Genomic DNA, 24,927 nt, shown 5'->3' with positions numbered 1-24,927 from the left:
GAGATCGGGTCGTCAATCACGCCGGCGACAGGCGGCAAATGGCGTCAGGCGGCAGGCAGCGATGCAGGACGGCTGCGCGCCGCCGCCGGTTTACTCAATGGCGATCAGCTCGACCTCGAAGTTGAGCGTGCTGTTGGGCGGTATGACGCCGCGGATGCCGGCCTCGCCGTATGCGGTGCTGGCCGGGCAGACCAGCCGCGCCTTCTCGCCGACATGCAGTTTCTGCACGCCCTGGGTCCAGCACGGAATCACCCGCGACAGCGGGAACTTGGCCGGCTCGCCGCGCTTGTACGAACTGTCGAACTCGGTGCCATTTTCCAGCGTGCCGCGGTAATGCACCTTGACCTGGTCGGACGCCTTGGGCTGGGCGCCGCCGGTCTTGTTGAGCTTTTGCACGGTCACGCCGGAAGGCAGGGTCTCTACCGCGTCGGCCGCCTGGGCCAGCGGCGCGGCGAGGAAGGCGATGACGAGCAGGGGAATCGATAAGCGCATGGAAATCCTCGATAGATGGGTGGCGGCTAGTATAGCCGGTGGGCAGGCCATTTCATCTGCTTAATCCAGCGGCGCCAGGCCCGCGGACGGCAGGCTCTCCGGTTGAAACCACGCAAGCCCGCCCGCCGCCCGGCCGTTATGCTCGGTCTTTGGCCCGGACGGTTGGGGCCGGTGCCGCTTAACCGGAAGGCAGGACTGGATTTGGACAACACGAACACATCGCCGGCGCTGGCGCGGCGCATCCTGCAGCGCATCCTCGGCTGGTGCCGCGCGCTGGTGCAGCCGGGACTGGGATGGCGGCAGCGGGCCGCGGCCGCGGCGAAACTCTGCCTGCTGCTCGGCACGGCCGGCTTCGTGCTGCTGTGCGCCTATGCGGTTGCGCTGATCCCGCTGACGCCCAGCGTCGCCGACCTGCGCAAGACGCGCAACGAGCAGCCCAGCGTGCTGATCTCGGTCGATGGCCAGCGGCTGGCGACCTACCGCCGCTTCAACCGCGAATGGGTGCCGCTGAACCGGATCGCGCCGCATGTGCCCAGCGCGCTGATCGCGACCGAGGACCACCGCTTCTACCAGCATCACGGCATCGATTTTTACCGCACCGCCGGCGCGCTGGTGCGCACGCTGGGCGGCAATGTCCAGGGCGGCTCCACCATCACCCAGCAGCTGGCGCGCAACCTGTATCCGGAAGAGATCGGCCGCGAGCGCTCCATTACCCGCAAGCTCAAGGAAACGATCACCGCGCTGAAGATCGAACATACCTTCACCAAGAAGGAGATCCTGGAAAACTACCTGAACACGGTGCCCTTCCTGTTCAACGCCTTCGGCATCGAGATGGCGGCCCGCACCTACTTCGACAAGCCGGCGTCGAAGCTCACGGTGCTCGAAAGCGCGACGCTGATCGGCATGTTGAAGGGCAACAGCTATTACAACCCGGTGCTCAACGCCGAACGCGCGACCGCCCGCCGCAACGTGGTGCTGTCCCAGATGGTCAGGCGCGGCGTGCTGAGCCAGGCCAGTTATGCATCGCTGAAGGACAAGCCCATCCAGCTGGACTTCGAGCGCCAGCTCGAAGCGCGCGGCAATGCGCCGCATTTCGCCGAACATATCCGCAAGTGGCTGGTGGACTGGGCCGACCGCAATGACTACAACATCTACGCGGACGGACTGAAGGTCTACACCACGATCGATTCGCGGCTGCAGGCCGCCGCCAACCAGGCCGTGAAACGGCAGGTCGATGCATTGCAGGCGGTTGCCGATGTCGAATGGTCGAACGGCCCGGAACGGCCGCTGTCCACCTCCACCGCATCCTATGTGAGCGCCCAGCGCCAGGGGCGGGCCTTCGATTATTTCTGGCGCTCAAAGAGCGGCCTGGTCGATGCCTTCGTGCGGGAATCGGCCCAGTACCGGAAGGCGGTCGCCGGCGGCGCGCAGCCGGCGGACGCGCTGGCCGCGCTGCGCCGCGACGACGACTTCATGGGCAAGCTGCGCGCCGAGAAAACCCGGCTCCAGGCCGGCATGGTGGCGATCGACCCGACCACGGGCGACGTCAAGGCCTGGGTCGGCAGCACCGACTTCGACACCGACCAGTACGACCACGTGGGCCGTGCGCAGCGCCAGCCAGGCTCCACGTTCAAGCCCTTCGTCTACGGCGCGGCGCTGGAGCAGGGAATGCGGCCGGACCGCCAGTTCGTGGACAAGGTGCAGGACATCCCGATGCCGGACGGCACGGTCTGGCGGCCCGAGGATGTCGGCACGCCCAGCGGCCGGCCGACCAGCATGCGGGACGGGCTGGTGTATTCGAAGAACACGATCACCGCGCAGGTGATGTCGCAGGTCGGCCCGGCGCGGGCGGCGGATTTCGCGCGGCGTGCCGGCGTGCGCCAGAGTGAGCTGAAGCCGGTGCCTTCGCTGGCGCTGGGCACCAGCCCGGTGACGCTGCTGGAAATGACCGCGGCCTACGGCACCATCGCCAGCGGCGGCCTGCACCGCGCGCCGATGATGGTGACCCGCGTCGAAGACCGGAACGGGCGGGTGCTGGTCGAATTCACCCTGCGCGGCGACCGCGTGCTGTCGCGCGGGACCGCCGAGGAACTGACCGACATGATGCGCGGCGCCATCGACCAGGGCACCGGCCAGGCCATACGCAGCCAGTTCGGCATACGTTCCGACGTCGCCGGCAAGACCGGCACCACCCAGGACAACACCGACGGCTGGTTCATCCTGATGCACCCGCGGCTGGTGACCGGCGCATGGGTCGGATTCAACGACGCCCGGGTCACGATGCGCAGCGACTACTGGGGGCAGGGCGGCCACAATGCGCTGCTGCTGGTCGGCGACTTTTTCCGGCAGGCGTCGACCCGCCGGATGATAGACACGGCCGCGGTGTTCCCGCGCGCTCGCGACGGCCTGCCTGGCGCCGCCATCTGGGGGCCGCCGCTGGACTGGCTGCGCAGGCTGATCGGCGACGACCCGGCGCCGCGCAAGGCCGCGCCGGCCAATAACGTTTCGTCACTGGAAAAAATGGAACAACTGATCCGGGACGCGTTCGAAACCGGCGAGGCGGTACAGCGGGAATGGCGTCGCCTACGCGACTTTTTAGACCGGGTCTTACAATTTTTCGGTTAATTGCGCTTCGCTTTTCCCAATAAAAATTACCTTAATGAAATTTTCGATGTTGCAATGGCATCGAAACCGGTAATTTTTACAAAAAAACTGCTCTGCAAATTTTGCCGGCATGTCAGCGCTTTCTTACAGCATGCCGGACACATCCATCTATTCTTTGCACGATTTCCCGCCCGTGCGTTCAATTGATAATTCGCTTTCCGCGAGGAAAAACTTTATTTCCGCATGGATATGAACTTAGCCAAGTTTGTAATGGTCAGTGTTCAGGAGTTTTAACTGCTGGTACCTGCGCCAGCCCATGTGATGAAAGAAGCTATTACCCATGATCAGTTCCGCATTGTCTTTTCGCCATTCCACACTCATTGCCGGTGTTATTCTTGCATTGCCAGTTGCAGCGCCAGCTTTTTCGGCCACGCTGTCCGCCGGGCCCGGAAAGGCTTATTCCACCCCGTGCCGCGCGCTGACCGTGGCTGCCGACGGCGATACGATCGAGATCGACGCCGCGACCTATGACGGCGACGTCTGCGTGATCAAGGCCAATAACCTGACCATACGCGGCGTCAACGGCCGTCCGAAGATCAATGCAAATGGCCAGAACGCGGTCGGCAAAGGTACCTGGGTGCTGTACGGCGCCAACACCACGATCGACAATGTCGAAATGTACGGAGCCGCCGTTCCCGACGAGAACGGCGCGTCGCTGCGGCTGGATGCGCCCAACCTGACGCTGCGCAACAGCTATATCCACCACAATGAAAACGGCATCCTGACGGACAACAACCCGCAGTCCAATGTCGTGATCGAGAACACCGAGTTTTCGGACAATGGCCGCGGCACCGGTTATACGCATAACCTATACATCGGCAATATCAACAGCCTGGTCTTCCGCGGCAGCTATTCCCACGACGCCAACGTCGGCCATAACCTGAAGTCGCGCGCCCGCACCAACACCATCGTGTACAGCCGCTTTTCCAGCTCCTACAACCAGCCCAGCTACGAGATCGACCTGCCCAATGCAGGCACGTCCTACATCATCGGCAACGTGATCCAGCAGCCGTCGGCGAACCAGGCGGCCACCATGGTCGGCTACGGCTGGGAAGGCGCGACCAACCCGGGCCGCGACCTGTACGTGGTCAACAATACCTTCATCAACCAGGACAGCGTGCGCGGCACCTTCGTCTCGGTGTCGGACAGCGTCGGCACGCCGGTGCTGATGCAGAACAACGTGTTTTCCGGCACCGGCAGCGCGAGCAACCAGACCAATGCCATCGACCGCAACAACTACCGCACGCTGTCGCCGGCATTCCTCAACCTCGCCGCGTTCGACCTGCATCCGGCGGGCGGATCGCCGATGATCAACGCCGGCGCCGCGCCGGGCGGTGCGTCGTCCGGCGTGTCGCTCGCGCCGACCGCGCAGTACAAGTTCCCGGTCGGCACCGAGCCGCGGCCTTCGAACGGCATCATCGATATCGGCGCCTATGAAGCGCTTGGCGCCGTCGCCGGGGTCGTCGGCGCGGTGCCCGCACCGGCCGCGCCCGTCGCCACCCCGGCGCCTGCGCCGGCTCCGGCCCCGGCCCCGGCCCCGGCAAACGCCGGCGGCTGGACCGATTGCGCCAGCGAAGGCGGCACCTGCTCGTTCAGCGGGACCCGCCAGGTCCGGTACGGTGCGAACGGCAGCTATAAATACCAGTCGGCGACAGGGTCGATCGACTGCAGCAACGGGACGTTCGGCGACCCGATCTACGGCGTGGTGAAGAGCTGCGGCTACTCGGGATCGGCGTCGGCTGCAGCGCCTGCACCGGCGCCGGCGCCTGCGCCCGCGCCTGCCCAGGCAGCGGCCGGCTGGACCCAGTGCGCAGTCGAAAATGGCAGCTGCTCGTTCAGCGGCACGCGCCAGGTGCGCTACGGGGCGAACAACGTCTATACCTACAAGACCGTCACCGGCCCCGTCACCTGCGACAACAGCTATTTCGGCGATCCGCTGTTCGGCGTCGTGAAGACCTGCTCGTACAGCAGCTGAGCAGGCGCGGCGGCGCGCCGGATGGCGGCCGCCGTTCCGGGCGCATGACGCTCGCCGTTCCGCGGTTCGTCAGGCGCCGATGCCGGCATGCGTCGTCCCGATTCAGGGCTTGACGAATTTCAGCACGAACTCATCCTTGGGCTGGCCGCCTTCGGGCGTCTCGCGGTCGCGCGGGTCGGCCGGATTGCGCAGGAAGCTGCCTTCTTCCGCAAATTTGAATCCGGCGGCCTCGACCTCGCGCCGGACGAAGTCGGCCTCGATGCGATGCAGCGTCGAGCCCTCGCTGGCCCCGGTGCCGGGCCGGCCCGCATGGTCGGCCACCACGTAGACGCCGCCCGGCCTCAGCGCATTGAACACCGAGCGGTTCATCACGGTGCGGTCCACCCCCATCGCGCCGAGGTCGTGGTAGTTGAACATCAGCGTGGCGACATCCAGCGTCCGGGCCGGTATCTCGGCCGCGACCAGGTCGTCGTAGGGCAGCAGCACCGGCACGATATTGCCGCTGCTCAGGTTCTTTGCGCGTTCCGACAGCGTGGCGAAGGAGGGCGGCGCGCCGCCGTTGCGCGGCGCGACCTGCGCATAGACCCGGCCGCCCGGCCCGGCGGAGCGCGCCAGCAGTTCGCTGGTGTAGCCGCCGCCGGCGGAAATGTCGAGCGCGGTCATGCCGGGGCGCACGCCGATGAATGCCAGCATCTGCGCCGGCTTGCGCCGCATGTCATTGGTGCGGTCGGCCGCGCGCCGGTCCGGGCTGGCGATGACGGCGCTGATCCTGTCGGCGGCCAGTGGCGCGGCGGACGGCGCCGACGGACTGGTCGATGCGCAGCCGGCAAGCAGCATCGCCGCAGCCACAGCCATTGCGGAAAGACGGCGCGCAGTGCGCGCCCGGTATGTCAGAAGTCGCATTTTGCTGGCCTTTTCTTGCGGTTGGATTCGGGGTCGGACCGTCATCGGGGCAACCGGGCCGCCGGTCGCTGCCGGCGCCTGCGGCCCGACGGCGCGCCGTGGATTTTAACCCGCGCGGCCGGTCCGCCGACGCCGGGGCGCCGCGGCGCTTGATCCGGGGCAAGCGGTCATGGCGGCCGGCGTCGCCCTCTACGCGATGCGCGGCAGCCGCGACAGGTAGGCTTCGAAATCCGAGAGCGACAGCGGCTTGGCCAGAAAATAGCCCTGCGCTTCGTCGCAGTCCGCATTGCGCAGGAACTGCAGCGTGTCGCTGGTCTCCACCCCTTCCGCCACCACCGACAGTTTCAGCGCATGGGCCATGTCGACGAAGGCCTTGATGAAGTCGAAGTTATGGTCGTTCTCGTCCTGCTGCAGCACGAAGGACCGGTCCAGCTTCAGCACGTCGAGCGGGAAGCGGCGCAGGTAGGCCAGGCCCGAATAGCCGGTGCCGAAGTCGTCCACGGCCAGCCGGATGCCCAGTCCCTTCAATTCCTTCAGCAGCCGCGCCGAATGCTCGATGTCCTCGATCAGCGCGCTCTCGGTCAGTTCGAGTTCCAGCAGCGGCGCCGGCAGGCCCGAGCGGTCGAGCGCGTCGCGCACCTGGTCGACGATGTCCCGGCACTTGAGCTGCCGCGCCGACAGGTTGACCGAGATGCACAGCGGGCGGCCCGACCAGTCCATCAGGCGCCGGGTCTGCATGCACGCCTCCAGCAGCACCCATTGCCCGATCGCCTCGATCAGCCCGGTTTCCTCCGCGATCGGGATGAACTGCATCGGCGACACCTGGCCCAGTTCCGGGTGGTTCCAGCGGATCAGCGCTTCCATGCCGACGATGGCCATGGTGCCGAGGTCGATGCGGGGCTGGTAGTGCAGCACGAACTCCTCGCGCGCCAGCGCATGCCGCAGCGACAGCTCAAGCGTCATCCGGGTGCGCGCCTCCACCGTCATCTCGGCCGCGAAGAAGCAGTAGCCGTTGCGCCCGCCGGCCTTGGCCCGGTACATCGCGGTGTCGGCGCTCTGGAACAGCAGTTCCTTGGTGCGCGCATGCTCGGGAAACATGCTGATGCCGATCGACGCGCCGATCACCACTTCCTGGGCGCCGATGTCGATCGGCGACGCCAGCGTCGCGAGCAGTTTCTCGGCGATGCTGGCTGCCGAGACCGTGCCGTCGGAACAATACGCGGCCACCACGAATTCATCGCCGCCCAGGCGGGCGATCACGTCGCTCGGCCGCAGCGCGCGTCCGAGCCGGCGCGCGACCTCCCGCAGCAGCACATCGCCCGGCTCATGGCCGAACGAGTCATTGACTTCCTTGAACCGGTCGAGGTCGATGAACATGATGGCGACTGGCATGTTGCGCGGCCCGGCATCGAGCATCTGCTGGACCCGCTCGTTGAGCAGCGTCCGGTTCGGCAGGCCGGTCAGGGTGTCGTGGGTAGCCAGCCGCTGCAGCCGGCTTTCCGCTTCCTTGCGGGCGGTGATGTCGGTCAGCAGCCCGGTCATCAGCTGCGCCTTGCCGTCGGCGTCGCGCTTGACGCTGCCGTTGAACAGCACGTAGACCTCGTTGCCCTGCTTGTGCCGCAGCACCGATTCCATGCCATGGGTCGATGTCGGTCCGTGCGTCGCGGTCACAACGCCCAGCCACGGGCAGTAGGCGAACAGCCGCGCCACGCCCTGGCCGATCAGCTCTTCCCTGGCATAGCCGGAGATGGCGCACAGCGCCGGATTGACGTCGAGTATGGTCGCGCTGCCGTCGGCGAGCACGTAGCCGGCCGGCGTCATTTCGATCACTTCGCGGAAACGCTGCTCGCTGTCGCGCGTCCGTTTCTGGGCCTCGATGCGCTCGGTGACGTCGCGCGCGGTCGCATACATCAGCTGGTTTTCCTCGGACCAGCGCACCGCCAGCGACAGGTGGATGTATCGCCCGTCCTTGCGCCGCCAGCGGCTCTCGAAGTCCCTGATCGTGTTCTGGCCGCTGCGCAGGCCGGCGTTGACCGCACCGACCCGGTCCACTTCGTCGGCATGCAGCAGGTCGGCGTAGCGCCTGCCCAGCATTTCCTCGGGCAGGTAGCCCAGCACCGGCAGCGACGCCTCGTTGACCCGCAGGAAGCGCCCGTCCCGGTCCAGCAGCACGATGATGTCCAGCGAGTTCTCGACCAGCGCCTTGTTCTCGGCCGCCAGCTGCGCCAGTTTTTCGGCGGTCTGGACTTCGTGCGTGATGTCGCGCGACACGGCGACCGAGCCCAGCCTTTCGTTGGTCGTCGGGTTGACCAGCAGCTTGACGCTGGTGCCCATCCACACCATGTGCCCGTCCTTATGCCGGACGCGGAACTCGATCACGCGACTGTCGTCGGCGCGTTCGGCCTGGCGCTGCAGTTCCTCGCGGATCACGCGCACATCGTCCGGATGCACATGCGAATAGATGCTGATGCGATTCACCAGTTCGGACGGCGCATAGCCGAGCACGCGCTGGAAGGCTGGCGACGCGTACTGGAACATGCCGGTGTTGGCCGCGTGCTGGCTGATCAGGTCCTGGCTGTTCTCGGTCAGCATGCGATGGCTGGCCTCGCTCTTGGCCAGGCGTTCGAGCGCATCGTAATGGTCGGTGACGTCGATCAGCGCACCGGCATAGCCAAGAAACTCGCCGTCCGCGGAAAAGCGCGGCGCGCCCGAGCCGGTAACCCAGCGCAGGCTGCCGTCGGGCGCACAGACGCGGTAATCCGCCTGGCATTCCTCGCGCGCTGCCTTGGCCCGGTCGAAGATATCGGCCACCCGCGCCCTGTCGTCCGGATGGATGAAACTGGTGTACATGCCGACCGACAGCACATTGCCCAGCTCAAACAGGTGGGCGATGCTGCGCGACAGGTAGACGATCACGTCATTCACGTCGCTCATCCACACCAGGGTCTTCACCTGCTGCGGATGGGCGGCGGGCAGGTTGGCCGGCGCCGGCTGCGGCGCTTCGGGCGCGTCGGGTGCATCGGGCACGTCAGGCAGGCCGGGAAGATTCATCGTGGATCGCTGCATTGCCGCCTTGTGTGCAAGTTCAGGAAAGGTTATTCCGGTTAAAGATTCTTTTGGGAAAGATTGTATCAGCGGAATGGGCCTGGCGTTAACGAATCCAGCCATTGCTTTTGTTCCAGGCCGGCCATGTATTTCGCGCGCAACGCCTTCCCGCGCCAATTTCGCCCGCATTTGCGGAGAAGGCGTAGAACCTTGCCGGACTCTTGTGGACTAATCAGCATGCGCCGGACGCGTCGCTGCACAGATCTGTGCTACCTGGTGCCTTTTTGTGAAGGATTTGCCGTGGATCGTACTTCGCAGTTATTGCAAGCCACGTTTTTGCAGGCGCTATGCGACGAGAAAACGCCGGTGTTCATCTTCCTGGTCAACGGCATCAAGCTGCACGGGACCATACAGTCCTTCGACAATTACGTGCTTGCCGTGCAGGGCGACGTCACCCAGATCGTGTTCAAGCACGCGATATCGACGGTGATGCCGGCCAGCGGCGGCATCCCGCCGGGCAGTTCGTCCGGGCCATCCGGCGCGCGCAGCAGGCCGCCGCGGGGCGGGCCGTCGGGGCCGCGCCAGGGATAAAGCGTGCGGGCATTAAAAAAGCCCGCTAACCGGGACGGTGCAGGCTTTGATCGTCAACTAGCCGCGTGGTAACGCGACTGGCTTACTTTAGGCTGGCTGGATATTGGAAGCTTGCTTGCCTTTTGGACCCTGGGTAACTTCGAACGTTACCTTTTGGCCTTCTTGTAGAGATTTGAAGCCGCTCGCGTTGATAGCGGAAAAATGCGCAAACAAATCTTCGCCGCCTGCATCAGGGGTAATGAAGCCAAACCCTTTTGCGTCGTTGAACCACTTAACAGTACCTGTTGCCATAATTGCGTCCACATTCCTAAGATAGTAAATACGAAAATGCCGTAAGCCTGGGCCGACATGCATCTCCTTGCTTTACTGAAATTCCCAACGTGCCGGGTTAAGTCAGTAGTCAGCATAATGGCACATTCAAAGTAAATGGCAAATCACCAATTTGCATGTTTAGCATCGCAAACTGCAAATGATGGCGATTTAATTGCGGTTTATCAGTTAAAACCTAAACGTTTTGGCCTGCTGCGCCAAAAAAGTGCGGTTTTCTTCCGTTGCCCGCTGTTCCTGCCCGGCTTAATAACGATAAGGATTGCCCGGCGCGCGGTCATACCGGTTCGGCACACCGTCGGCATCGCGGTCGCGGTACACCCGCGGGGGCGGGCTGTAGCGCTCCCGCTCGTAGGAACGGTGATAGCCGGCGCCGGCATCGTACGGCACCGCGATACAGCCTGAAAGCAGCACGGTGGCTGCTGCCAGCGAGAAGATCACTTTTTTCATCGCATGCTCCTGTTCGATGGGCCGCGGCCCGGAAAACGCCGTTTCCCGGGCCGCGGCAGGTTCAGCGGGGATGATCAATAGCGACGCGGGTTGTTCGGACGCGCGTCGAAGCGGTTCGGCACGCCGTCGCCGTCACGGTCGCGGCGCACGCCTGCCGGCACCGGACGGCGATGGTGGCGGTCGTAGCGGCTGTAGTGGCCATAGTGGCGCGGCGCTGCATGGTAAGGGCGTCCGTGGTTGTAGCTCGGACGCTCGACGATGCGGACATCGACATCGCGCGCCATTGCGGCGGTGCCGGACATCATCAGGGTGGCGCCGGTAATCAGGCCAGCAGCAATTTGGATCAGCTTTTTCATATGCACCTCCGAGTGGGTATGGGCTCATTAAACCGAAAAAACGCACTTACAACTAGGCAAGAGTCGTAAGCCGCGTTACCAGATGTTTCGATGACAAACTGCGCAATTTACTGTGGTGCATGCCGGCAGAATGGCGGAAAGCCTGCATCCCCCGGGCGCGAAACACCCTCATGTTCGCAATCAACTTGCATCGGACGGTCTAAATCTAGAATGAGGAAACGTTGGGACACTTGCCATGCAGACAATTGAATTTCAGACCAAGGAAGACTAGTGAAGAAGAAAATTGCCGTAATCGGCGCAGGCTTTTCGGGCGCCGTGATTGCCCACGAGGCCGCCAAGGCCGGATACGAACTCGACGTGTTCGACGCCCGCAGCCATGTCGCCGGGAACTGCCATACCGAGCGCGATGCGGAAACCGATGTGATGGTGCATGCGTACGGCCCGCATATTTTTCACACCAGCAATGAAAAAGTCTGGGATTACATACGCCAGTTCGGCGAGTTCATGCCATTCGTCAACCGTGTCAAGACGGTAACCGGCGGACGGGTGTTTTCATTGCCGATCAACCTGCTGACGATCAACCAGTTTTTCGGCAAGACCTTCAATCCGCAGGAAGCCGAGGCCTTCCTCGCGTCGATCGGCGACCAGGGCATCGCGGACCCGCAGACCTTCGAGGAGCAGGCATTGCGCTTCGTCGGCCGCGAACTGTATGAAGCGTTCTTCAAGGGCTACACGACCAAGCAGTGGGGCATGCATCCGTCGGAACTGCCGGCCAGCATACTGCGCCGGTTGCCGGTGCGCTTCAACTACGACGACAACTACTATGCCAGCAAGTACCAGGGCATGCCGCGGGATGGCTATACGGCGATCGTGCAGAAGATGCTGGACCATCCGAATATCAGGCTGCACCTGAACACCCGGATGAACCGCTCGGACGCAGCCGGCTACGACCAGGTGTTCTACAGCGGCCCGATCGACGCCTGGTTCAACTACAGCGAGGGACGGCTGGGGTACCGGACGCTGGACTTCGCCACCGAGCGGCATGACGGCGATTACCAGGGCAATGCGGTGATCAACTACGGCGACGTGGACGTGCCGTACACCCGGATCTCGGAGCACAAGCATTTCTCGCCGTGGGAAACGCACGAACGCACGCTGATCTTCAAGGAGTACAGCCGTTACTGCGAGGAAAACGACACGCCGTATTACCCGATCCGCCTGGCGAAGGAAAAGACCCAGCTTGGGCAGTACATCGAGAAGGCGCAGCAGGAGCGCAACATCACCTTCGTCGGCAGGCTCGGCACCTACCGCTACCTCGACATGCACGTGACCATCGCCGAGGCGCTCGACGTGGTCGAGCGCTTCCTCGACGCCGCCCCGCGCGGCGAGGCGATGCCGGCATTCATGGTCGATCCGCTGGGCTGACGCGATCCGGGCGCCGGCCCGGCCTCAGGCGCGGCCGGACTGGCGTTCGCGGCGGCGTTCGAGCATTTCGTCGCAGTCGTGGACGTCGGCCTGGCGCCGTTCCGCGGGCAGGTACATGACGCCGTCGCTGCTCATTGCAGACAGCGCCGGCGGCTCGTCCGTCAAATGCTGGCGTCGCCGGGCGGGATCGAATCGCAGTATCTTGCAAACGTTCATTCGCGTGTCCTGAACATGAAGAAAATCCAGTATAGACGGCCTGCCGCGCGCTGCCTGTGACATTTTGTATCGGGCAAATGCACGAAAACTGTTTTGCTGGCATATTTCCGTGTTGACCACCAACCAGGAAAGGCATGTCATGGGTATCGAACCAATCCCGCTGGACGAGCGTGTCGTCAGCGTGCTCTCGGGCATCACGACGGCGACGCTGACGACCGTGCTGTTGAAGAAGGGCTTGCGCAATGTCTGGATGCGCGGCGCGATGCCGCTGCGGCCAGGCCATGGGCGACTGGTCGGGCGCGCGTTCACGCTGCGCTTCGTGCCGGCGCGCGAAGACCTGGCGACGCCGGCGTCCTGGAGCGCGCCGATCTCGACCCGGGCCGCGATCGAGGCCATGCCGGAAGGCTGCATCGCGGTGGTCGACGCAATGGGCACGACCGATGCCGGGATTTTCGGCGACATCCTGTGCGCGAGGATGAAGAAGCGCGGCGTGGCCGCGCTGGTCACCGACGGCGTCGTGCGCGACGTCGCGGGCGTGCTGGAAACCTCGCTGCCGGTCTGGTGCCAGGGCACCGCGGCGCCGCCGTCGGTCGCCGGGCTGACCTTCGTCGGCTGGCAGGAAGCGGTCGGCTGCGGCGGCGTCGCGGTCTTTCCGAATGACGTGGTGGTGGTCGATGCCGATGGCGCGGTGCTGATACCCGCGGCGATGCTGGACGACGTGGTCGCTGCCGCGGTGGAGCAGGAGATGCTGGAAACCTGGATCATGGGCGAAGTCGACGCCGGCGCGTCGCTGCCCGGCCTGTATCCGCCCAATGAAGAGAACAAGGCCCGCTACGAGGAATGGGCGGCCGTCAGGCGGCAGAAAGGCTGAGCACGCCGCTGCGGCACGACCGTCACGCGTTTCCGTAGGCGGTCGGGAAGGTGCGCGGCGGCAGCACCGGCTGGCTGTCGCCGGCCGGCAGCGGCCGGGAGATGAAGAAGCCCTGGACTTCGTCGCACTGCAGCGTGCGCAGCAGCCTGACCTGCGCCAGGTTCTCGACGCCCTCGGCCACGACCCGCATTCCCAGCGCATGCGCCATCGTCACGATGGCGGTGAAGAACACCATGCCCTCGGCCGATGTCTCGATGTTGGCGGTGAACGCCTGGTCCACCTTCAGCACGTCGAAATCCAGCCGGTGCAGCTGCGACAGCGATGAATAGCCGGTGCCGAAATCGTCGACCAGGATCTTGATGCCCTGCTTCTGCAGCTGCGACAGGGTGCTGGAGACCGCGGCATCCTCGTCCATGACGGACGACTCGGTGATTTCCAGTTCGATCAGCGAGGGCGGCACCTTGTGCCGCGCCAGCGCTTCGCCCAGCACGCTGCCGACATCGCCGTTCCTGAACTGCTGCGGCGAGACATTGATCGAGACCGGGACCAGCGCGGCGTCATGCTCCGACCAGCGCGCGATCTGGGCGCAGACCTTGTCGATGACGAGGGCGCCCAGTTCGACCACCATGCCGGTGTCCTCGGCCAGGCCGATGAACTCGGCCGGCTCCAGCAGGCCGCGCTCCGGGTGCTGCCAGCGCACCAGCGCTTCCATGCTTTGCGTCATGCCGCTCAGGATGTCGACGCGCGGCTGGTACACCATCAGGAATTCGTCGCCTTCGATGGCGCGCCGCAGTTCAGCCTCCCGGTCCAGCCGGTCGCGCAGCGCATTGTAGAACTTGGCTTCGTAGAACTGGTAGCCGCCCTTGCCATTGGTCTTGACCGAATACATCGCGATGTCCGCCTTCTCCAGCAGCGTCGAGGTGTCGGCGCCGTCGGTGGGGAACAGCGCGATGCCGATCGACGTGCCGACCTGGTGCACGCCCTGGCTCAGCCGGAACGCTTCCCCGAAAGCCGCGCCTATCCGCTCGGCCACATGGGCCGCGTCCATCCGGTGCTCGACATTCTCGATGATGACGACGAATTCGTCGCCGCCGAAGCGGACCACCTTGTCATGCGGCCGCACCGCTTCCTGCAGCCGATGCGCGGCATGCATGAGCAGTTCGTCGCCGGCCGCATGGCCGGCGGTGTCGTTGACCTTCTTGAAACCGTCGAGGTCGATGAACAGCAGCGCCAGGCGCTGCCCCTCCTTCTGCGCATGCTGCAGGGCGTCGGGCAGGTAGCCCTGTATCCAGTGCCGGTTGGGCAGGCCGGTCAGCACATCCTCGTTGCCGCGCCGCTTCAGTTCGGCCACGTGGGCCTTGGCGGCGCTGATGTCGCGCAGCCTGACTGCGAGATTGTCGCCGGAGCGGATGATTTTCAGGTGCGCCCAGCGCAGCCGCAGCGCGGCATTGCCAGGCACGTCGATCTCGTTTTCGTAGACGCCGTTCTCGGACGCCTGGTGCAGGTAGTCGATGAATGCGGCGGTGTCGAGACTGCCGCGGAATGCGGAAATGCTCTTGCCTATCAGTTCCTGCGGCCTGGCATTGAAAAATTCCGCGCCGGGCTGGTTGCAGTCGATGACCATGAAGTCGAGCACCAGGCCCTGGCGGTCGCGCACCGGCTGGATGATATAGAAGCCTTCGCTGCCTTCCTCGGTGGCCAGCCGGTAGGTGGCCTGCGCCATGCCCAGCCGGTGCTTGCGCCAGGCCAGTTCGGCGCTCAGCCCAGACGCCAGCGCTGTCAGCAGCGCCAGCGCGGCGCTGGCCCATGTGCCGTACCAGATCGCGGAGTGGCGGCCTGCATGGTACTGGGCCAGGGTGTCGGCTTCGTCCAGTCCGATCACGGCGACGATCTGGTAATTGGGCACCGGATGCCAGCCGATGAAGCGGGCGCGTCCGTCGTTGAACTGCTGCGCGGGAAGACGCATGCTGCCGCTGGCCTGCGACAGCGCCGGGATGCTGGTGAATCCATGTTCCTCCGGCCCGATCAGGCGCGTGCCGATGCGCACCACTTCCAGCGTGCGGTCGCTGTCGAGCATACCAAGCAGCCCGTGCGTGCCGAGCACGGTGGGGTCATAGTTCGCGGTGAAGAAATGATTGGCGACCGATATCAGCACGACGCCGGAAAACATGCCGTCGGCAGCGCTCAGGCGGCGCGCGATATGCATGACATTGCGCTGTTCCAGCAGGCCGTAGCCGGGCGCACTGACGGACAGCGGATCGGCGACCGTGTTGCGCAGCGCGATGAAGAAATCGCGGTCGTCCACCGGCGCGGGCGAAATCGTCGGGGCGGTCGATGTCAGCGGGATGCCGTCGCGATCGAACAGCGTGACTTCGTACAGTCCGGCCGGCGAAAAGAAACCCTCGGTACGCAGCTTGTGCAGGTCCAGCGCGCCCTTCGCCAGCTGCCATTCGAGGCGGACGTGGCGCGCGACCTGGTCCATTGCGTCGAGGCTGCGGGCCAGGCGGTCGGCATGGGTGCGCGCGAGCGCGCCGGCTTCCCGCAGCGCCCGTTTCTCCACCGCTGACTGCGCTTCCTTCAGGTTTGCCAGCAGCACGCCCCAGCCGATCAGCGCGACCGCCATCGAGAACAAGAGCCAAGTGGTGAATACGCTCGGCGTGCGGCGCACGAACCTCAGCTTGTCGAGCAAGCTTGCCTGCCATGCTTTCTGCTGCAATCGGTCGGCGCGCACTGTCTGGTCCCGTGCAATTGCGTTGCACGACGGTGAAGGGCTGCTGGTTCAGGGCAGCCCGTCCGCCCCGTTTCAGCAATGAGGGGCAGACTCGCGGTCCGCCCGGTCTAACCATACTGCACTTCGCGCTGCCGGCATGCCTCCGGCATCGGTACGACTCTGCTTACCGCAATATAACGGCAGCGCGAGACCTCCGCGCCGCCGCTGCTGCATTCCGTGCTGCCGCGCTCACGGCACCGCTTTCTCATGCGAGTTGGCAGCGGCGCCGCGCTGGCCGGCAGGCGGCGCCACCGGCGCCTTGCGCGCTTCGGCCAGCAGGCTGTTGCAAGGGCTGTCTTCTGTGGGGCCGGCATGCGTCAGCGCGGCCAGGCCGGCCAGCGGCACCGCGATCGTGCCCAGCGCCACCGCGGCGCCTGCGCGCAGCGCGATGGCGGTCTTGTTGACGCCGACGTCCGGATCCTTGAACGTGCCTTTCACATACAGCGGCGAGCGCAGCGAAAAGAGCCGCAGGCCCTTGCTGCGCGGGCGGATATCGAGGTCCAGCGTTTCCTTGGCCAGGCTGATGTTGCCATCGATCTGCACGATCGCATCCTCGGTGTCGAGGATGAACAGCTGCGGCTCCATCAGCCCCTGCCGGATATTGATGTCGGTGGCCAGGCAGTTGAGCTTGACCTGCTTGTCGCCGAAGAGCTTGTTGACCACCACCCGGCCGGCATTCAGGCCCATTGCCTCCATCACGAATTCACTGACGGTGCCGTCGCTCACGAGCGCCTTGACTTCGCCGTTGGCGCCCGCGGCCAGCGCGGCGAACGAGTTGCCGGTGGCGCTCGCCTTGGCGTCGCCGTTGAGCTGGCCGAGGCTGGCGCGCATGGACTCGACCTTGGGGAAGAGTTCGTTGAGCTTGAGGCCGCGCGCCGACACGTTCATGGTGGCCTTCGCCAGCTTGCCGCTGCCGTCGATCTTCAGTTCGGTGGCGATGCGGCCGCCGGCGACGCCGAAATTCAGCGGCGCTAGGGACAGCACGCCCTTGTCCATGACGATGTGGGTGTCGAGATGGTCGATCGGCAGCCGGTCGGAGTGGATGATCTGCTTGCCGCTGAACTTGACGTCGGCATCCATCTTGCCCCAGCGGTCGGTGTTGAACGGCGAGACCGGCAGCACCTTGCCCGGCGGCTGCTTCACTTCGCCCGATTTCTGCTTCTTCGGTTCGTCGCCGGCGCCGACCACCGCGCCGAGGTCTTTCCAGACCAGCTTCTGCGACACGACTTCCCCGCGCAGGATGGGGTGCGGCTCCCGCTCCAGGTATTCGAGCGTGCCGGCGATGTCGCTGCCGCCAACCTGGCCCTTGAAGTTTTCATAGCGCAGCCGCAGGTTGTTGCGGCCCAGCGTGCCGACCACGCGGCCCTCGGTCGAGAACTTCGGCGTACGTGGCAGCAGCACGCCGCCCAGTGGGAACAGGTCGGCCATGCTGGCGCCGAGGATGGACAGGCGCACGTCGAGCGCGCTCGGGTTGGCCGGGTCCGTCAGCGTGCCCTTCGCGGTGATGGTGGTTTCGCCGACGACGACCTTCGCCTCGATCGGATAGGCGACGCCCTTTTCCTGCAGCGACAGCAATGCGCCGCTATGGGCGTTGCCGGTGATTTTCTCGTCGTTGAAAGTGCCGTTGAGCGCCCAGCGCATGCTGTTGTCCGGCTCGGTGTCGACCCGTGCGGTCAGGTCGGCGCGCTTGAGCTGGTCGACATAGCGCACGGTGCCGGCCGTCATTGCGACGCTCTTCAGTTCGAATGACCAGTCCGACTTGCTCTCGCTTTTCGGGAAGTCCCAGTTCTTGCGGCTCTGGCGGTCCTGCTCCAGCACCAGCCGCGGCTCGGACATGATCAGCGAATGGACGCTGACGGTCTTGGTCAGCAATTTGAACGGGTTGATCGTGAAGTCGATCTGCGCAATGCGGGCCATTTCCGGTCCCGTCGATGCCCAGTCCGGGTTGCCCAGCATGACATCCTTGGCCCGCAGGTGCGGCCAGGGCACCAGGCTGCGCCAGCCCTGTTCCTGTCCCGGCCGCTCCCAGCTCAGCGACAGGTCGCCGTTCATTGCGAAGGTGCGTCCGGTTGCCGTCGATACCTTTTCCTCCAGCCAGGGCTTGGCGCGGTTCAGGTTGACCGTCGACAGTATGACCAGTGCAATCACGACGATTGCGACCACGGTCCCAAGCAAGCCGCCCGTTATTTTTAATATACGTTTCATGTCAATGTGACATCACCCTGTTTGTTTAGTTCGGCTTGCACTGATGCTGCAGGGCATTAAGCGGTCAGGGCATGCGCGTGCGCAAACCCTGGCCAGATTCACCTACGCGGCCTCGCCAACCATCGCCATCAGGTCGACCACGGCCAGTCCGGCCAGGTCCTGCGTGGTGTTGCCGGCGAATGCGGCCCGGCTCGGCGCCGTGTTCAGCAGGTGGCGCGCGGCGACGCCCTTGAGCTGCTCGGCGGTGCATTCCAGCACGCCGCGCCGGAACTGCACGCGCATGGCGTCGGTCACGCCCGCCTCGCGCAGCTGCCAGGCCTGCATCGCTTCCTGGTGCGGGCTGCGCGGCTTGTCGAGCTCGCCGATGACGCCGATGATGGCTTCCTCGATGTGCTCGCGGTCCAGCGCCGATTCGATTACCCAGGCGATGGCGCGGGCGAAGTCGTCATAGGTGCCGGCCAGCCGCGGGTCGCGGTAGGAGAGCATCGTGAACACGCCGCTGTGCGCGGCGTAGCGGGCGGTGCCGCCATAGGCGCCGCCTTCCTCGCGCAAGGCCTGGTGCAGCACCTGGTTGGTCATCAGGTTGGCCAGCACCGACAGCACCGGCGCATCGGCATCGCCGAGGCGCGGCACCGACCAGCTGGCGAAGCAGTGGTTGACCTGCGCAGGCGCCACCAGCGCGATGCTGGCGGGCGCAACCGGCGCACGCTCTGGCGCCACGGCCGGAACGGTGGCCGGGTCGGCGCCCGGCACGTCCAGCATCGCGGCCAGCTCGGCGCCATCGCTGCCGACGCCGGCGGCAATTACGCGCACCGGCGCGGCCAGCACCCGCTGGTGCAATGCGGCGAGACGTTCGCAGATGGCCTGCAGGCCATCGTCGCTCTCGATCTGCTGGCCGAGCGCGCTGTAGAAGCGCAGCGACGCGGCGCCGTCGACCGCATCCTGGAAGCGGCGGCGCAGTGAATACGGCAGTTCGGCGGCGATCACCGCATACTGGTCGCCCTGGTCCGCCAGGTCCTGCACCTGATTCTCGGCGATCTGCTCGATCAGGAACGCAATGCGATCGCTTTCATCGAACCGCGCGCTGCGGATCGAGGTCGACAGCAATTCGGCGATCGCCGCCTGCTCCTCGCGCACATTGCGGGACGAGAACGCCAGGTGGATGCGCAGCGATGCGCCGGCCCCCGCCAGCGACTCGTGCGCGTCGAGGTCGACCGAGAACGACGGGGCGAGCTGCTTGCGCCACGAGCCGGCCTGCGCGAAGTCCATCTCGCCGACGCCCAGGTCGGGCAGCAGTTCCGCGTACAGGTCGAGCCAGGGCCAGTCGGCCTCGTCGAACGCCGACACGTCGTAGACCACGCGGGCATAGCTGATGCCGTTCGACGCGATCTCCAGGCCCAGCGTGCGTCGCGTCCCGTCCGGCAGCTGGTGCAGCGGCCGCGGCAGCGGGCTCACGTCGTCCGGCCGGATGCGCGGCAGCACGTCGTTGTTGACCGGCCGGCGCTGGCGCGCCAGCAGCGACTCGGATTCGGTTGCAATGCGCGCGGCTTCGGCCGGGTCCATCGCTTCCTGGCGTTCGGCCAGGCGACGCTGTTCGACTTCGCTGCGGGCGTCGAAATAACGCGCGTCAGGCTCCACGGTGGCGGTCAGCCGGGTCGGCGACGCCAGCAGCTCGCGCACCATCGACTTGAAGAAATCCGGGTCGGCGATCTGCTCTTCCAGCTGCGCCAGCGTCGCTTCGCTGTCGAAGGCGGTCATGATGTCGCCGCCGGCCATCTCGAACGGCAGCGCCTGCAGCAGCTTGCGCATGCCGTACGGCAGCTGGCCGCCCTGGATCTCGCGCTGGGAGAAGCGCAGGTCGCGCAGCGCGGCCCGCAGCACCGCATGCGGCACGCCGGTCTCGGCGGTCTTTTCCAGCGTGCGCCAGATCAGGTCGCGGGCCTTGCCGACCTGGTCGCGCGTGAGGCCTTCCATGCCGAGGTGGAACACCAGCTGGCGGTGGCTCGGGTCCATCCCGTTGAAGGCCGAGGGCCTGCCGTAGCCGGCCGATTCCATCACGTGCAGCAGCGGCGCTGCGGCGTCGCCGACCAGGCCGGCTTCCAGCAGCTGCGCCCGGTAATACGCGGTCGCGTCGGCGGACTCGCCGGCCAGCCAGGCCAGCTGGATGCCGAATTCGTCATCCTTCGCGGTCGGCGACGGGATGCGGATGGTTGTCTCCCTGGGCGCATCCCAGGACGGGGCCAGTTCCGGCATCATGCGCCGGGCCGTGCCCTGCAGCCGGCTCAGCACGTGCTCGGCGATCACCTGCTGCACCTGCAGCGGGTCGATGGCGCCGGCGGTCATGAACACCGCCTGCGACGGATGGTAGTGGCCGGCATGGAATTGCCGCAGGTCCTCGTGGGTCAGCGACGGAATCGCCAGCGGGTCGCCGCCGGACTCGACTTCATAGGTCGTCCCCTTGAACAGGACCGAGTCCATGCCCTGCGCCAGCGCGCGCATCGGGTCGGCGAACGCGCCTTTCATTTCATTGAACACGACGCCGCCGTAGCCGAGCTTGCCGTCCTCCAGCGTGTAGCGCCAGCCTTCCTGCAGGAAGTCGAGGTAATCCAGTTTCGGAAAGAACGCGGCGTCGAGATAGACGCCCAGCAGGTTGAAGAAATCGGCCTTGCTGGTGCTGGCGAACGGGTACACGGTGCGGTCCGGGTAGGTCATCGCATTCATGTAGGTCGCGGTGGAGCGGCGCAGCATCGAAAAGAACGGGTCGCGCACCGGGTAGCGGTTCGAGCCGCACAGCGCCAGGTGTTCGAGGATGTGCGCGCGGCCGTCGTCCTTGTCGGGCACGGTGGGAAACGCGACCAGGAACACCATTTCCGCATCGTCCGTCGCCAGGTGGATGTGCCGGGCGCCGCTGGCCGGATCTTCGTATTCCTTCAGCACTGCCTGCATCGCATTGATGGGGCGGACCCGCTTTTCAATAAACGTCATTAACTATTCCTATCGATATCCAGTTTTATATAGCTTTTATAGCACAGATGCGCCAATGTTTTCCAGCGCAGCAGATGGCTGACAGAGTACATGAGGTTGTGGCGGGCAGTGGCGATACAAGGCCGCGCGGAAACGGTGCGGACAAAAGAAAAGGGCCTTGCGCAAGCAAGGCCCCGGATGACGTCGGCGTGTATCAATAGCCGTAATAGTAACGATGGTGATGTCCACGCCACGGGCGCGGGCTTTCAACGATTACCGCGGCGGGCTGCGGCTGGTAATACACCGGCGCCGGCTGGTAATACGCCTGCGGCTGCGGCGCGGGCTGGTAATACTGCGGCGGCGCTTCGTAGTAGGTCCGGGCCGGCGGGGGCGGCGGGTAGTAGGCCGGCGGAGCCGAATAGACCGGTGCGGCGGCCGCATTGGCGATCACGGAGCCGATGGCCAGCGCGCCAAGCACGCCAGCGGCGATGGCGACGCCGTTCCCGCCATGGCCGCCCCGGTGCCGGCCGCCGTCGGCGTAGGCCGAGGTTGACAGGGAGGTAGCCAGGACGCCAGCCAGGGCTATCGTTGAAATCAGGGTTTTGCTGCGCATGATGGTAGCCTTTCCGTGGAAACCGCCGATGGGTGCGGCGAGGACTTCACTATAGCGGCTGCATTTTTTCGCGGGTCGAATCTTATGCCTTGTTACAAGTTTTTGAATGGCAATTGGAAGGCTAGCGCGGATAAAGGCGCTCCAGCACGCGCGCCATGCATTGCTGCAGCAGCGCCGCCAGCACCGCCGGCTCGGCGCGCAGCGCGGCAGGCAGCGCCGCTTCATGGCTTGCGATTTCCCGTTCCACCTCGTCCTGCCAGAATCCCGGGGCCTCGCTCTCGACGAAGCCGCCGCGGCCGCGGCCGAAGTGGGCGACGGCCAGGTAGCGCAGCAGGCCGGCCACGACCAGCGAGCGCAGGAAGGCATCGGAGAAATGGACGGTGGACGCATTGCGGCCGGTGCGGGTGTTGAACGTCCAGGCCGCGCCGGCGAAGGTCAGCGCGCCGACGATGCCGCCCAGCAGCGCGCCGGCGCCGAAGCTCAGGCCGCCGGAGAGCAGGTCGGCCGACAGCCCGCTGGCGGCGCCCGACACCACCGCGCCAAGCAGGCCCGCCTGCCTGGCATCGACCGGCGTGCGCACCACGTAGGCCTTGCGCACCCGCTCGTTGATGGTCCGCGCCGCGCCGGCGTCGAGCTTGTGAAGGCGCAGCAGGCCGGCGGTGCTGGCCGCGATCGACTGCTCCAGCCGCGCGGTCAGCGCTGTCATCGCCTGGTCTTCGCGGCGGGCGCTGGCGCGCTCGCCGAGGCCGACCGCCTTTGCCACCGATTCCAGCATCGGCCGGCTGGCGGCGGACAGGGGCTCGCTGTCGCGCGCGGCGGCCGCGACCTGCTCGGCGACCAGCGCCATCGCCGCGTGGAAGCGCGCCTCGTTCTCCCGTTCCCATTGCGCCACGAGCCGCGCATGCGCCGGTTTCCTGTCGTCGGCCAGCCAGGCGCCGATGGCGTCGTAGAACACCCGCTCATGCACCCAGCAGCGCGCGAACGCGTCCAGCGCAAGCACCTCGCGGACCGCCGGATAGGCCGCCAGCCCGGTGCGCCAGCGTGCCTGTTCGAGCTGTTCCGCGGCGGCCGGGCGGGGCGGGCCCATCTGGTTCAGCAGCACCAGGACGGGCTTGCCCAGCCATTCCAGCACCTTCATCTCGGCGTCGAGATAGCCGGCGTCCTGCGGGTCCTCGGAGGAGTTGACCAAGTAGAGCACCAGGTCCGCCGCCTCGCGCGCGGTGCGCAGCGCCTGCTGGCTCAGCCAGAACGGCCGGTCGCGGTAACGGTCGATGACTTCGCGCAGCAGCCAGCCTATCGGGTTGTCGGCATTGGCCAGCCGTTTCGCCAGCCGCACCGAGTCGCCGAAGCCGGGCGTGTCCCACAGCAGCAGCGCATCGCCATTCGCGGTTTCCAGCAGCGTATGCGACTCGGAGGCGGTGGTCACATGCGGCGCATCGCGCACCTCGCCGATGTCCATGCCGACCAGCGTCCTGGCCAGCGTGGTCTTGCCGGCATTGGTGTGGGAAATCAGCACCAGCTGGATGCGGGCGGCGTCGTTGCTCATGTGGCGTTCATTCCCGGCGCCAGCAGGCGCTCGATGTCATCCCGGCGGCGCGCCGGGTCGGCGAGGTTGACGACCGCCATCGGCACCTGGCGCAGCGCGCAGAACTGGCGCCACAGCTCGGCGCGCTCCGCCGCGCGGCCGGCGCCCTGCGGACCGAGGCGTTCGAGGTAGCCGGACTCGTCTACCAGCGCGACGACCGTGCCGGCGCGCTTGAGCTGGTCGAGGAAGTCGCCGTGATTCTCCGGCTCCGGCGTGGCGCTGAGCGGGAACAGCGCCGCGCACAGCGCCCCTGCCGGCGGCGCAACGGCCGCGGGCGGCGCGCCATAGGCGGTGGATGCGTCCAGCACCAGGCCGGCCTGTTCGCCCAGCAGCCCGTGCGCGACCTCGGCCAGGCTGCCGCGCAGGCTGTCGCCGACCCGGTAGCTGTACGGGCGCACCCACAGGCAGGCGGGCGCATCCGGCGTGAGGCCGGCGCAAAGCCGCGCGAAATACGGCTGTCCGAGGTCCAGCGGAAAGGCGGCGGCGAGCCGCCTCTCGCGGCGCCAGGCCAGCGCCGCCAGCGCCAGCCGCGGCAGGATCACCAGCAGCAGCAGGGTCGCCGCATACAGGTGGACCCACAACGCGCCAGAGCTGCCCGGCGCCGCTTGCGGGTATTGCAGCGCGCGGACCTGGTCGAGCGTGAAGCCGGGCAGGCGCAGCAGCGCCATGGCCGGCTCGAAAATGAACGACAGCAGCCGATATACCTGCGACGCATCGAGGAAGGTGCTTTCCCATCCGACCTGGTATTGCGCCAGGATGCCGCGCAGGTAAAGCGAGGCGGCCGCGCCCAGCGCCAGCATCGCGGCGGCCAGGTGCAGCGAACGCTTCATCCGCGCCGCCTGCAGCGGCGCGGACAGCCGCAGCCATTCGGCGCCGAACTGCGCGAGCGCCGCGGCCAGCCAGGGCGGCGGCCGGCGCAATGGAAACGGCATCGCCAGCGCGGGCCAGCCGGGAAGGCGCGGCCGGGTCGCTCCGGGCCGAGCCGCCCGCAGCACCGGCCACAGCAGCAGGCCGAGGTAGACGACGAGGTTCCAGAGCAGCATCAGCAGCAGCGGCGCCGACAGCAGGTCCACCCGGTGCGGGTCGCCGATGCGGTCGACCATCACGCCGCACAGCAGCGCCGCGAACGGCAGCACGATCGCCGCCAGCCTGCCCCAGGGCCGCGGCCTGAAAAAGGCGGCGGTCGCCGGCTTGCGCTCGGCCAGCCTGGCGAGAACCTGCGCAGCGCGCCGGTGCAGGAACAGCGCCGGCGTCAGCGGCTGCTTCCTGTCGGTCGCATCCCACTGGGCGAGTTCGCGCGCGCTGCGGCTGGCGTGGCGCCTGTCGTCCTCGCTCAGCACGTCGCGCGCCTGGTCGGCGGTTTCGATCGCCTTCACCAGCAATACGTCGCGTGCAGCCGCTTCGTCCATAACGCCCTTGCCCTTGTTGATCGGACTTTATTGTAGTTTGATTAAGGGCGGCGGATCGCTCCGGAT

19 protein-coding genes are annotated in these 24,927 nt (G+C 66.1%); 5 read left to right on the top strand and 14 right to left on the bottom strand.

Features of this window, described 5'->3' with window-relative positions:
* Window positions 1-90 precede the first annotated feature (90 nt).
* Window positions 91-492, bottom strand: a complete 402-nt coding sequence (locus QOL82_RS22160) for an FKBP-type peptidyl-prolyl cis-trans isomerase (protein ID WP_283444495.1) — start codon at window positions 490-492, stop codon at window positions 91-93.
* Window positions 493-693: 201 nt separating this feature from the next.
* Between QOL82_RS22160 and QOL82_RS22155 the strand changes: the two genes are divergently transcribed.
* Complete coding sequence (locus tag QOL82_RS22155) at window positions 694-3,117, top strand: penicillin-binding protein 1A (RefSeq protein WP_283444494.1); 2,424 nt, start codon at window positions 694-696, stop codon at window positions 3,115-3,117.
* A 234-nt stretch (window positions 3,118-3,351) separates the two neighbouring features.
* Here QOL82_RS22155 and QOL82_RS22150 read toward each other — a convergent pair whose 3' ends face one another.
* Complete coding sequence (locus QOL82_RS22150) at window positions 3,352-3,528, bottom strand: hypothetical protein (RefSeq protein WP_283444493.1); 177 nt, start codon at window positions 3,526-3,528, stop codon at window positions 3,352-3,354.
* 52 nt (window positions 3,529-3,580) lie between these two features.
* On the opposite strand from QOL82_RS22150, the gene QOL82_RS22145 reads away from it, so the two are divergent.
* Window positions 3,581-5,131 carry a right-handed parallel beta-helix repeat-containing protein gene (locus QOL82_RS22145; RefSeq protein ID WP_283444492.1) on the top strand — a complete coding sequence of 517 codons (1,551 nt, stop codon included), beginning with the start codon at window positions 3,581-3,583 and terminating at the stop codon, window positions 5,129-5,131.
* A 102-nt stretch (window positions 5,132-5,233) separates the two neighbouring features.
* On the opposite strand, the gene QOL82_RS22140 is transcribed toward QOL82_RS22145, so the two are convergent.
* Both QOL82_RS22140 and QOL82_RS22135 read right to left on the bottom strand, forming a co-directional pair.
* Window positions 5,234-6,034: a class I SAM-dependent methyltransferase gene (locus QOL82_RS22140; protein WP_283444491.1), complete on the bottom strand. Its 801-nt coding sequence runs from the start codon at window positions 6,032-6,034 to the stop codon at window positions 5,234-5,236.
* 189 nt (window positions 6,035-6,223) lie between these two features.
* On the bottom strand, window positions 6,224-9,100 hold the full coding sequence (locus QOL82_RS22135) for a bifunctional diguanylate cyclase/phosphodiesterase (RefSeq protein ID WP_283444490.1): 2,877 nt from the start codon (window positions 9,098-9,100) through the stop codon (window positions 6,224-6,226).
* A 279-nt stretch (window positions 9,101-9,379) separates the two neighbouring features.
* On the opposite strand from QOL82_RS22135, the gene hfq reads away from it, so the two are divergent.
* Window positions 9,380-9,670: an RNA chaperone Hfq gene (gene hfq / locus QOL82_RS22130; protein ID WP_283444489.1), complete on the top strand. Its 291-nt coding sequence runs from the start codon at window positions 9,380-9,382 to the stop codon at window positions 9,668-9,670.
* Window positions 9,671-9,757: 87 nt separating this feature from the next.
* Here hfq and QOL82_RS22125 read toward each other — a convergent pair whose 3' ends face one another.
* The 3 genes from QOL82_RS22125 to QOL82_RS22115 form a co-directional block, all read right to left on the bottom strand.
* Window positions 9,758-9,961: a cold-shock protein gene (locus QOL82_RS22125; RefSeq protein WP_283444488.1), complete on the bottom strand. Its 204-nt coding sequence runs from the start codon at window positions 9,959-9,961 to the stop codon at window positions 9,758-9,760.
* A gap of 282 nt (window positions 9,962-10,243) precedes the next feature.
* On the bottom strand, window positions 10,244-10,447 hold the full coding sequence (locus QOL82_RS22120; protein WP_283444487.1) for a hypothetical protein: 204 nt from the start codon (window positions 10,445-10,447) through the stop codon (window positions 10,244-10,246).
* Between the two features lie 74 nt (window positions 10,448-10,521).
* Window positions 10,522-10,803, bottom strand: a complete 282-nt coding sequence (locus QOL82_RS22115) for a hypothetical protein (RefSeq protein ID WP_283444486.1) — start codon at window positions 10,801-10,803, stop codon at window positions 10,522-10,524.
* Window positions 10,804-11,073: 270 nt separating this feature from the next.
* Between QOL82_RS22115 and glf the strand changes: the two genes are divergently transcribed.
* Window positions 11,074-12,228, top strand: coding sequence for a UDP-galactopyranose mutase (gene glf, locus QOL82_RS22110; protein WP_283444485.1), 1,155 nt, complete (start codon window positions 11,074-11,076; stop codon window positions 12,226-12,228).
* A 24-nt stretch (window positions 12,229-12,252) separates the two neighbouring features.
* On the opposite strand, the gene QOL82_RS22105 is transcribed toward glf, so the two are convergent.
* Window positions 12,253-12,444 (bottom strand): hypothetical protein, encoded by a 192-nt coding sequence (locus QOL82_RS22105; protein WP_283444484.1) that lies wholly within the window; start codon window positions 12,442-12,444, stop codon window positions 12,253-12,255.
* A gap of 139 nt (window positions 12,445-12,583) precedes the next feature.
* On the opposite strand from QOL82_RS22105, the gene QOL82_RS22100 reads away from it, so the two are divergent.
* Window positions 12,584-13,315 (top strand): ribonuclease activity regulator RraA, encoded by a 732-nt coding sequence (locus QOL82_RS22100; protein ID WP_283444483.1) that lies wholly within the window; start codon window positions 12,584-12,586, stop codon window positions 13,313-13,315.
* 22 nt (window positions 13,316-13,337) lie between these two features.
* Here QOL82_RS22100 and QOL82_RS22095 read toward each other — a convergent pair whose 3' ends face one another.
* The 6 genes from QOL82_RS22095 to QOL82_RS22070 form a co-directional block, all read right to left on the bottom strand.
* Window positions 13,338-16,031 (bottom strand): bifunctional diguanylate cyclase/phosphodiesterase, encoded by a 2,694-nt coding sequence (locus QOL82_RS22095; protein WP_283444482.1) that lies wholly within the window; start codon window positions 16,029-16,031, stop codon window positions 13,338-13,340.
* A 243-nt stretch (window positions 16,032-16,274) separates the two neighbouring features.
* Window positions 16,275-18,290, bottom strand: a complete 2,016-nt coding sequence (locus QOL82_RS22090; protein ID WP_283444481.1) for an AsmA family protein — start codon at window positions 18,288-18,290, stop codon at window positions 16,275-16,277.
* A 102-nt stretch (window positions 18,291-18,392) separates the two neighbouring features.
* A complete protein-coding gene (locus QOL82_RS22085) occupies window positions 18,393-21,275 on the bottom strand; it encodes an insulinase family protein (protein ID WP_283444480.1) in 2,883 nt (960 codons plus the stop codon).
* Between the two features lie 193 nt (window positions 21,276-21,468).
* The gene (locus QOL82_RS22080; RefSeq protein ID WP_283444479.1) at window positions 21,469-21,867 is read right to left on the bottom strand and encodes a hypothetical protein; all 399 of its coding nucleotides are present in this window, start codon (window positions 21,865-21,867) and stop codon (window positions 21,469-21,471) included.
* A gap of 121 nt (window positions 21,868-21,988) precedes the next feature.
* A complete protein-coding gene (locus tag QOL82_RS22075; RefSeq protein ID WP_283444478.1) occupies window positions 21,989-23,413 on the bottom strand; it encodes a DUF3482 domain-containing protein in 1,425 nt (474 codons plus the stop codon).
* Window positions 23,410-24,861, bottom strand: coding sequence for a DUF2868 domain-containing protein (locus QOL82_RS22070; protein ID WP_283444477.1), 1,452 nt, complete (start codon window positions 24,859-24,861; stop codon window positions 23,410-23,412). Before QOL82_RS22070 ends, QOL82_RS22075 begins: the two co-directional genes overlap by 4 nt.
* Window positions 24,862-24,927: the final 66 nt, after the last annotated feature.

The sequence above is a fragment of the Noviherbaspirillum suwonense genome (assembly GCF_900182955.1).
Lineage (GTDB): Bacteria > Pseudomonadota > Gammaproteobacteria > Burkholderiales > Burkholderiaceae_D > Noviherbaspirillum_A > Noviherbaspirillum_A suwonense.
This window is presented reverse-complemented; position numbering and strand designations above follow the sequence as displayed.

Coding starts and splice junctions, on each gene's coding strand:
- QOL82_RS22160 (WP_283444495.1), bottom strand. CDS start 492: ATGCGCTTATCGATTCCCCTGCTCGTCATCGCCTTCCTCGCCGCGCCG.
- QOL82_RS22140 (WP_283444491.1), bottom strand. CDS start 6,034: ATGCGACTTCTGACATACCGGGCGCGCACTGCGCGCCGTCTTTCCGCA.
- QOL82_RS22135 (WP_283444490.1), bottom strand. CDS start 9,100: ATGCAGCGATCCACGATGAATCTTCCCGGCCTGCCTGACGTGCCCGAT.
- QOL82_RS22125 (WP_283444488.1), bottom strand. CDS start 9,961: ATGGCAACAGGTACTGTTAAGTGGTTCAACGACGCAAAAGGGTTTGGC.
- QOL82_RS22120 (WP_283444487.1), bottom strand. CDS start 10,447: ATGAAAAAAGTGATCTTCTCGCTGGCAGCAGCCACCGTGCTGCTTTCA.
- QOL82_RS22115 (WP_283444486.1), bottom strand. CDS start 10,803: ATGAAAAAGCTGATCCAAATTGCTGCTGGCCTGATTACCGGCGCCACC.
- QOL82_RS22105 (WP_283444484.1), bottom strand. CDS start 12,444: ATGAACGTTTGCAAGATACTGCGATTCGATCCCGCCCGGCGACGCCAG.
- QOL82_RS22100 (WP_283444483.1), top strand. CDS start 12,584: ATGGGTATCGAACCAATCCCGCTGGACGAGCGTGTCGTCAGCGTGCTC.
- QOL82_RS22090 (WP_283444481.1), bottom strand. CDS start 18,290: ATGAAACGTATATTAAAAATAACGGGCGGCTTGCTTGGGACCGTGGTC.
- QOL82_RS22085 (WP_283444480.1), bottom strand. CDS start 21,275: ATGACGTTTATTGAAAAGCGGGTCCGCCCCATCAATGCGATGCAGGCA.
- QOL82_RS22080 (WP_283444479.1), bottom strand. CDS start 21,867: ATGCGCAGCAAAACCCTGATTTCAACGATAGCCCTGGCTGGCGTCCTG.
- QOL82_RS22075 (WP_283444478.1), bottom strand. CDS start 23,413: ATGAGCAACGACGCCGCCCGCATCCAGCTGGTGCTGATTTCCCACACC.
- QOL82_RS22070 (WP_283444477.1), bottom strand. CDS start 24,861: ATGGACGAAGCGGCTGCACGCGACGTATTGCTGGTGAAGGCGATCGAA.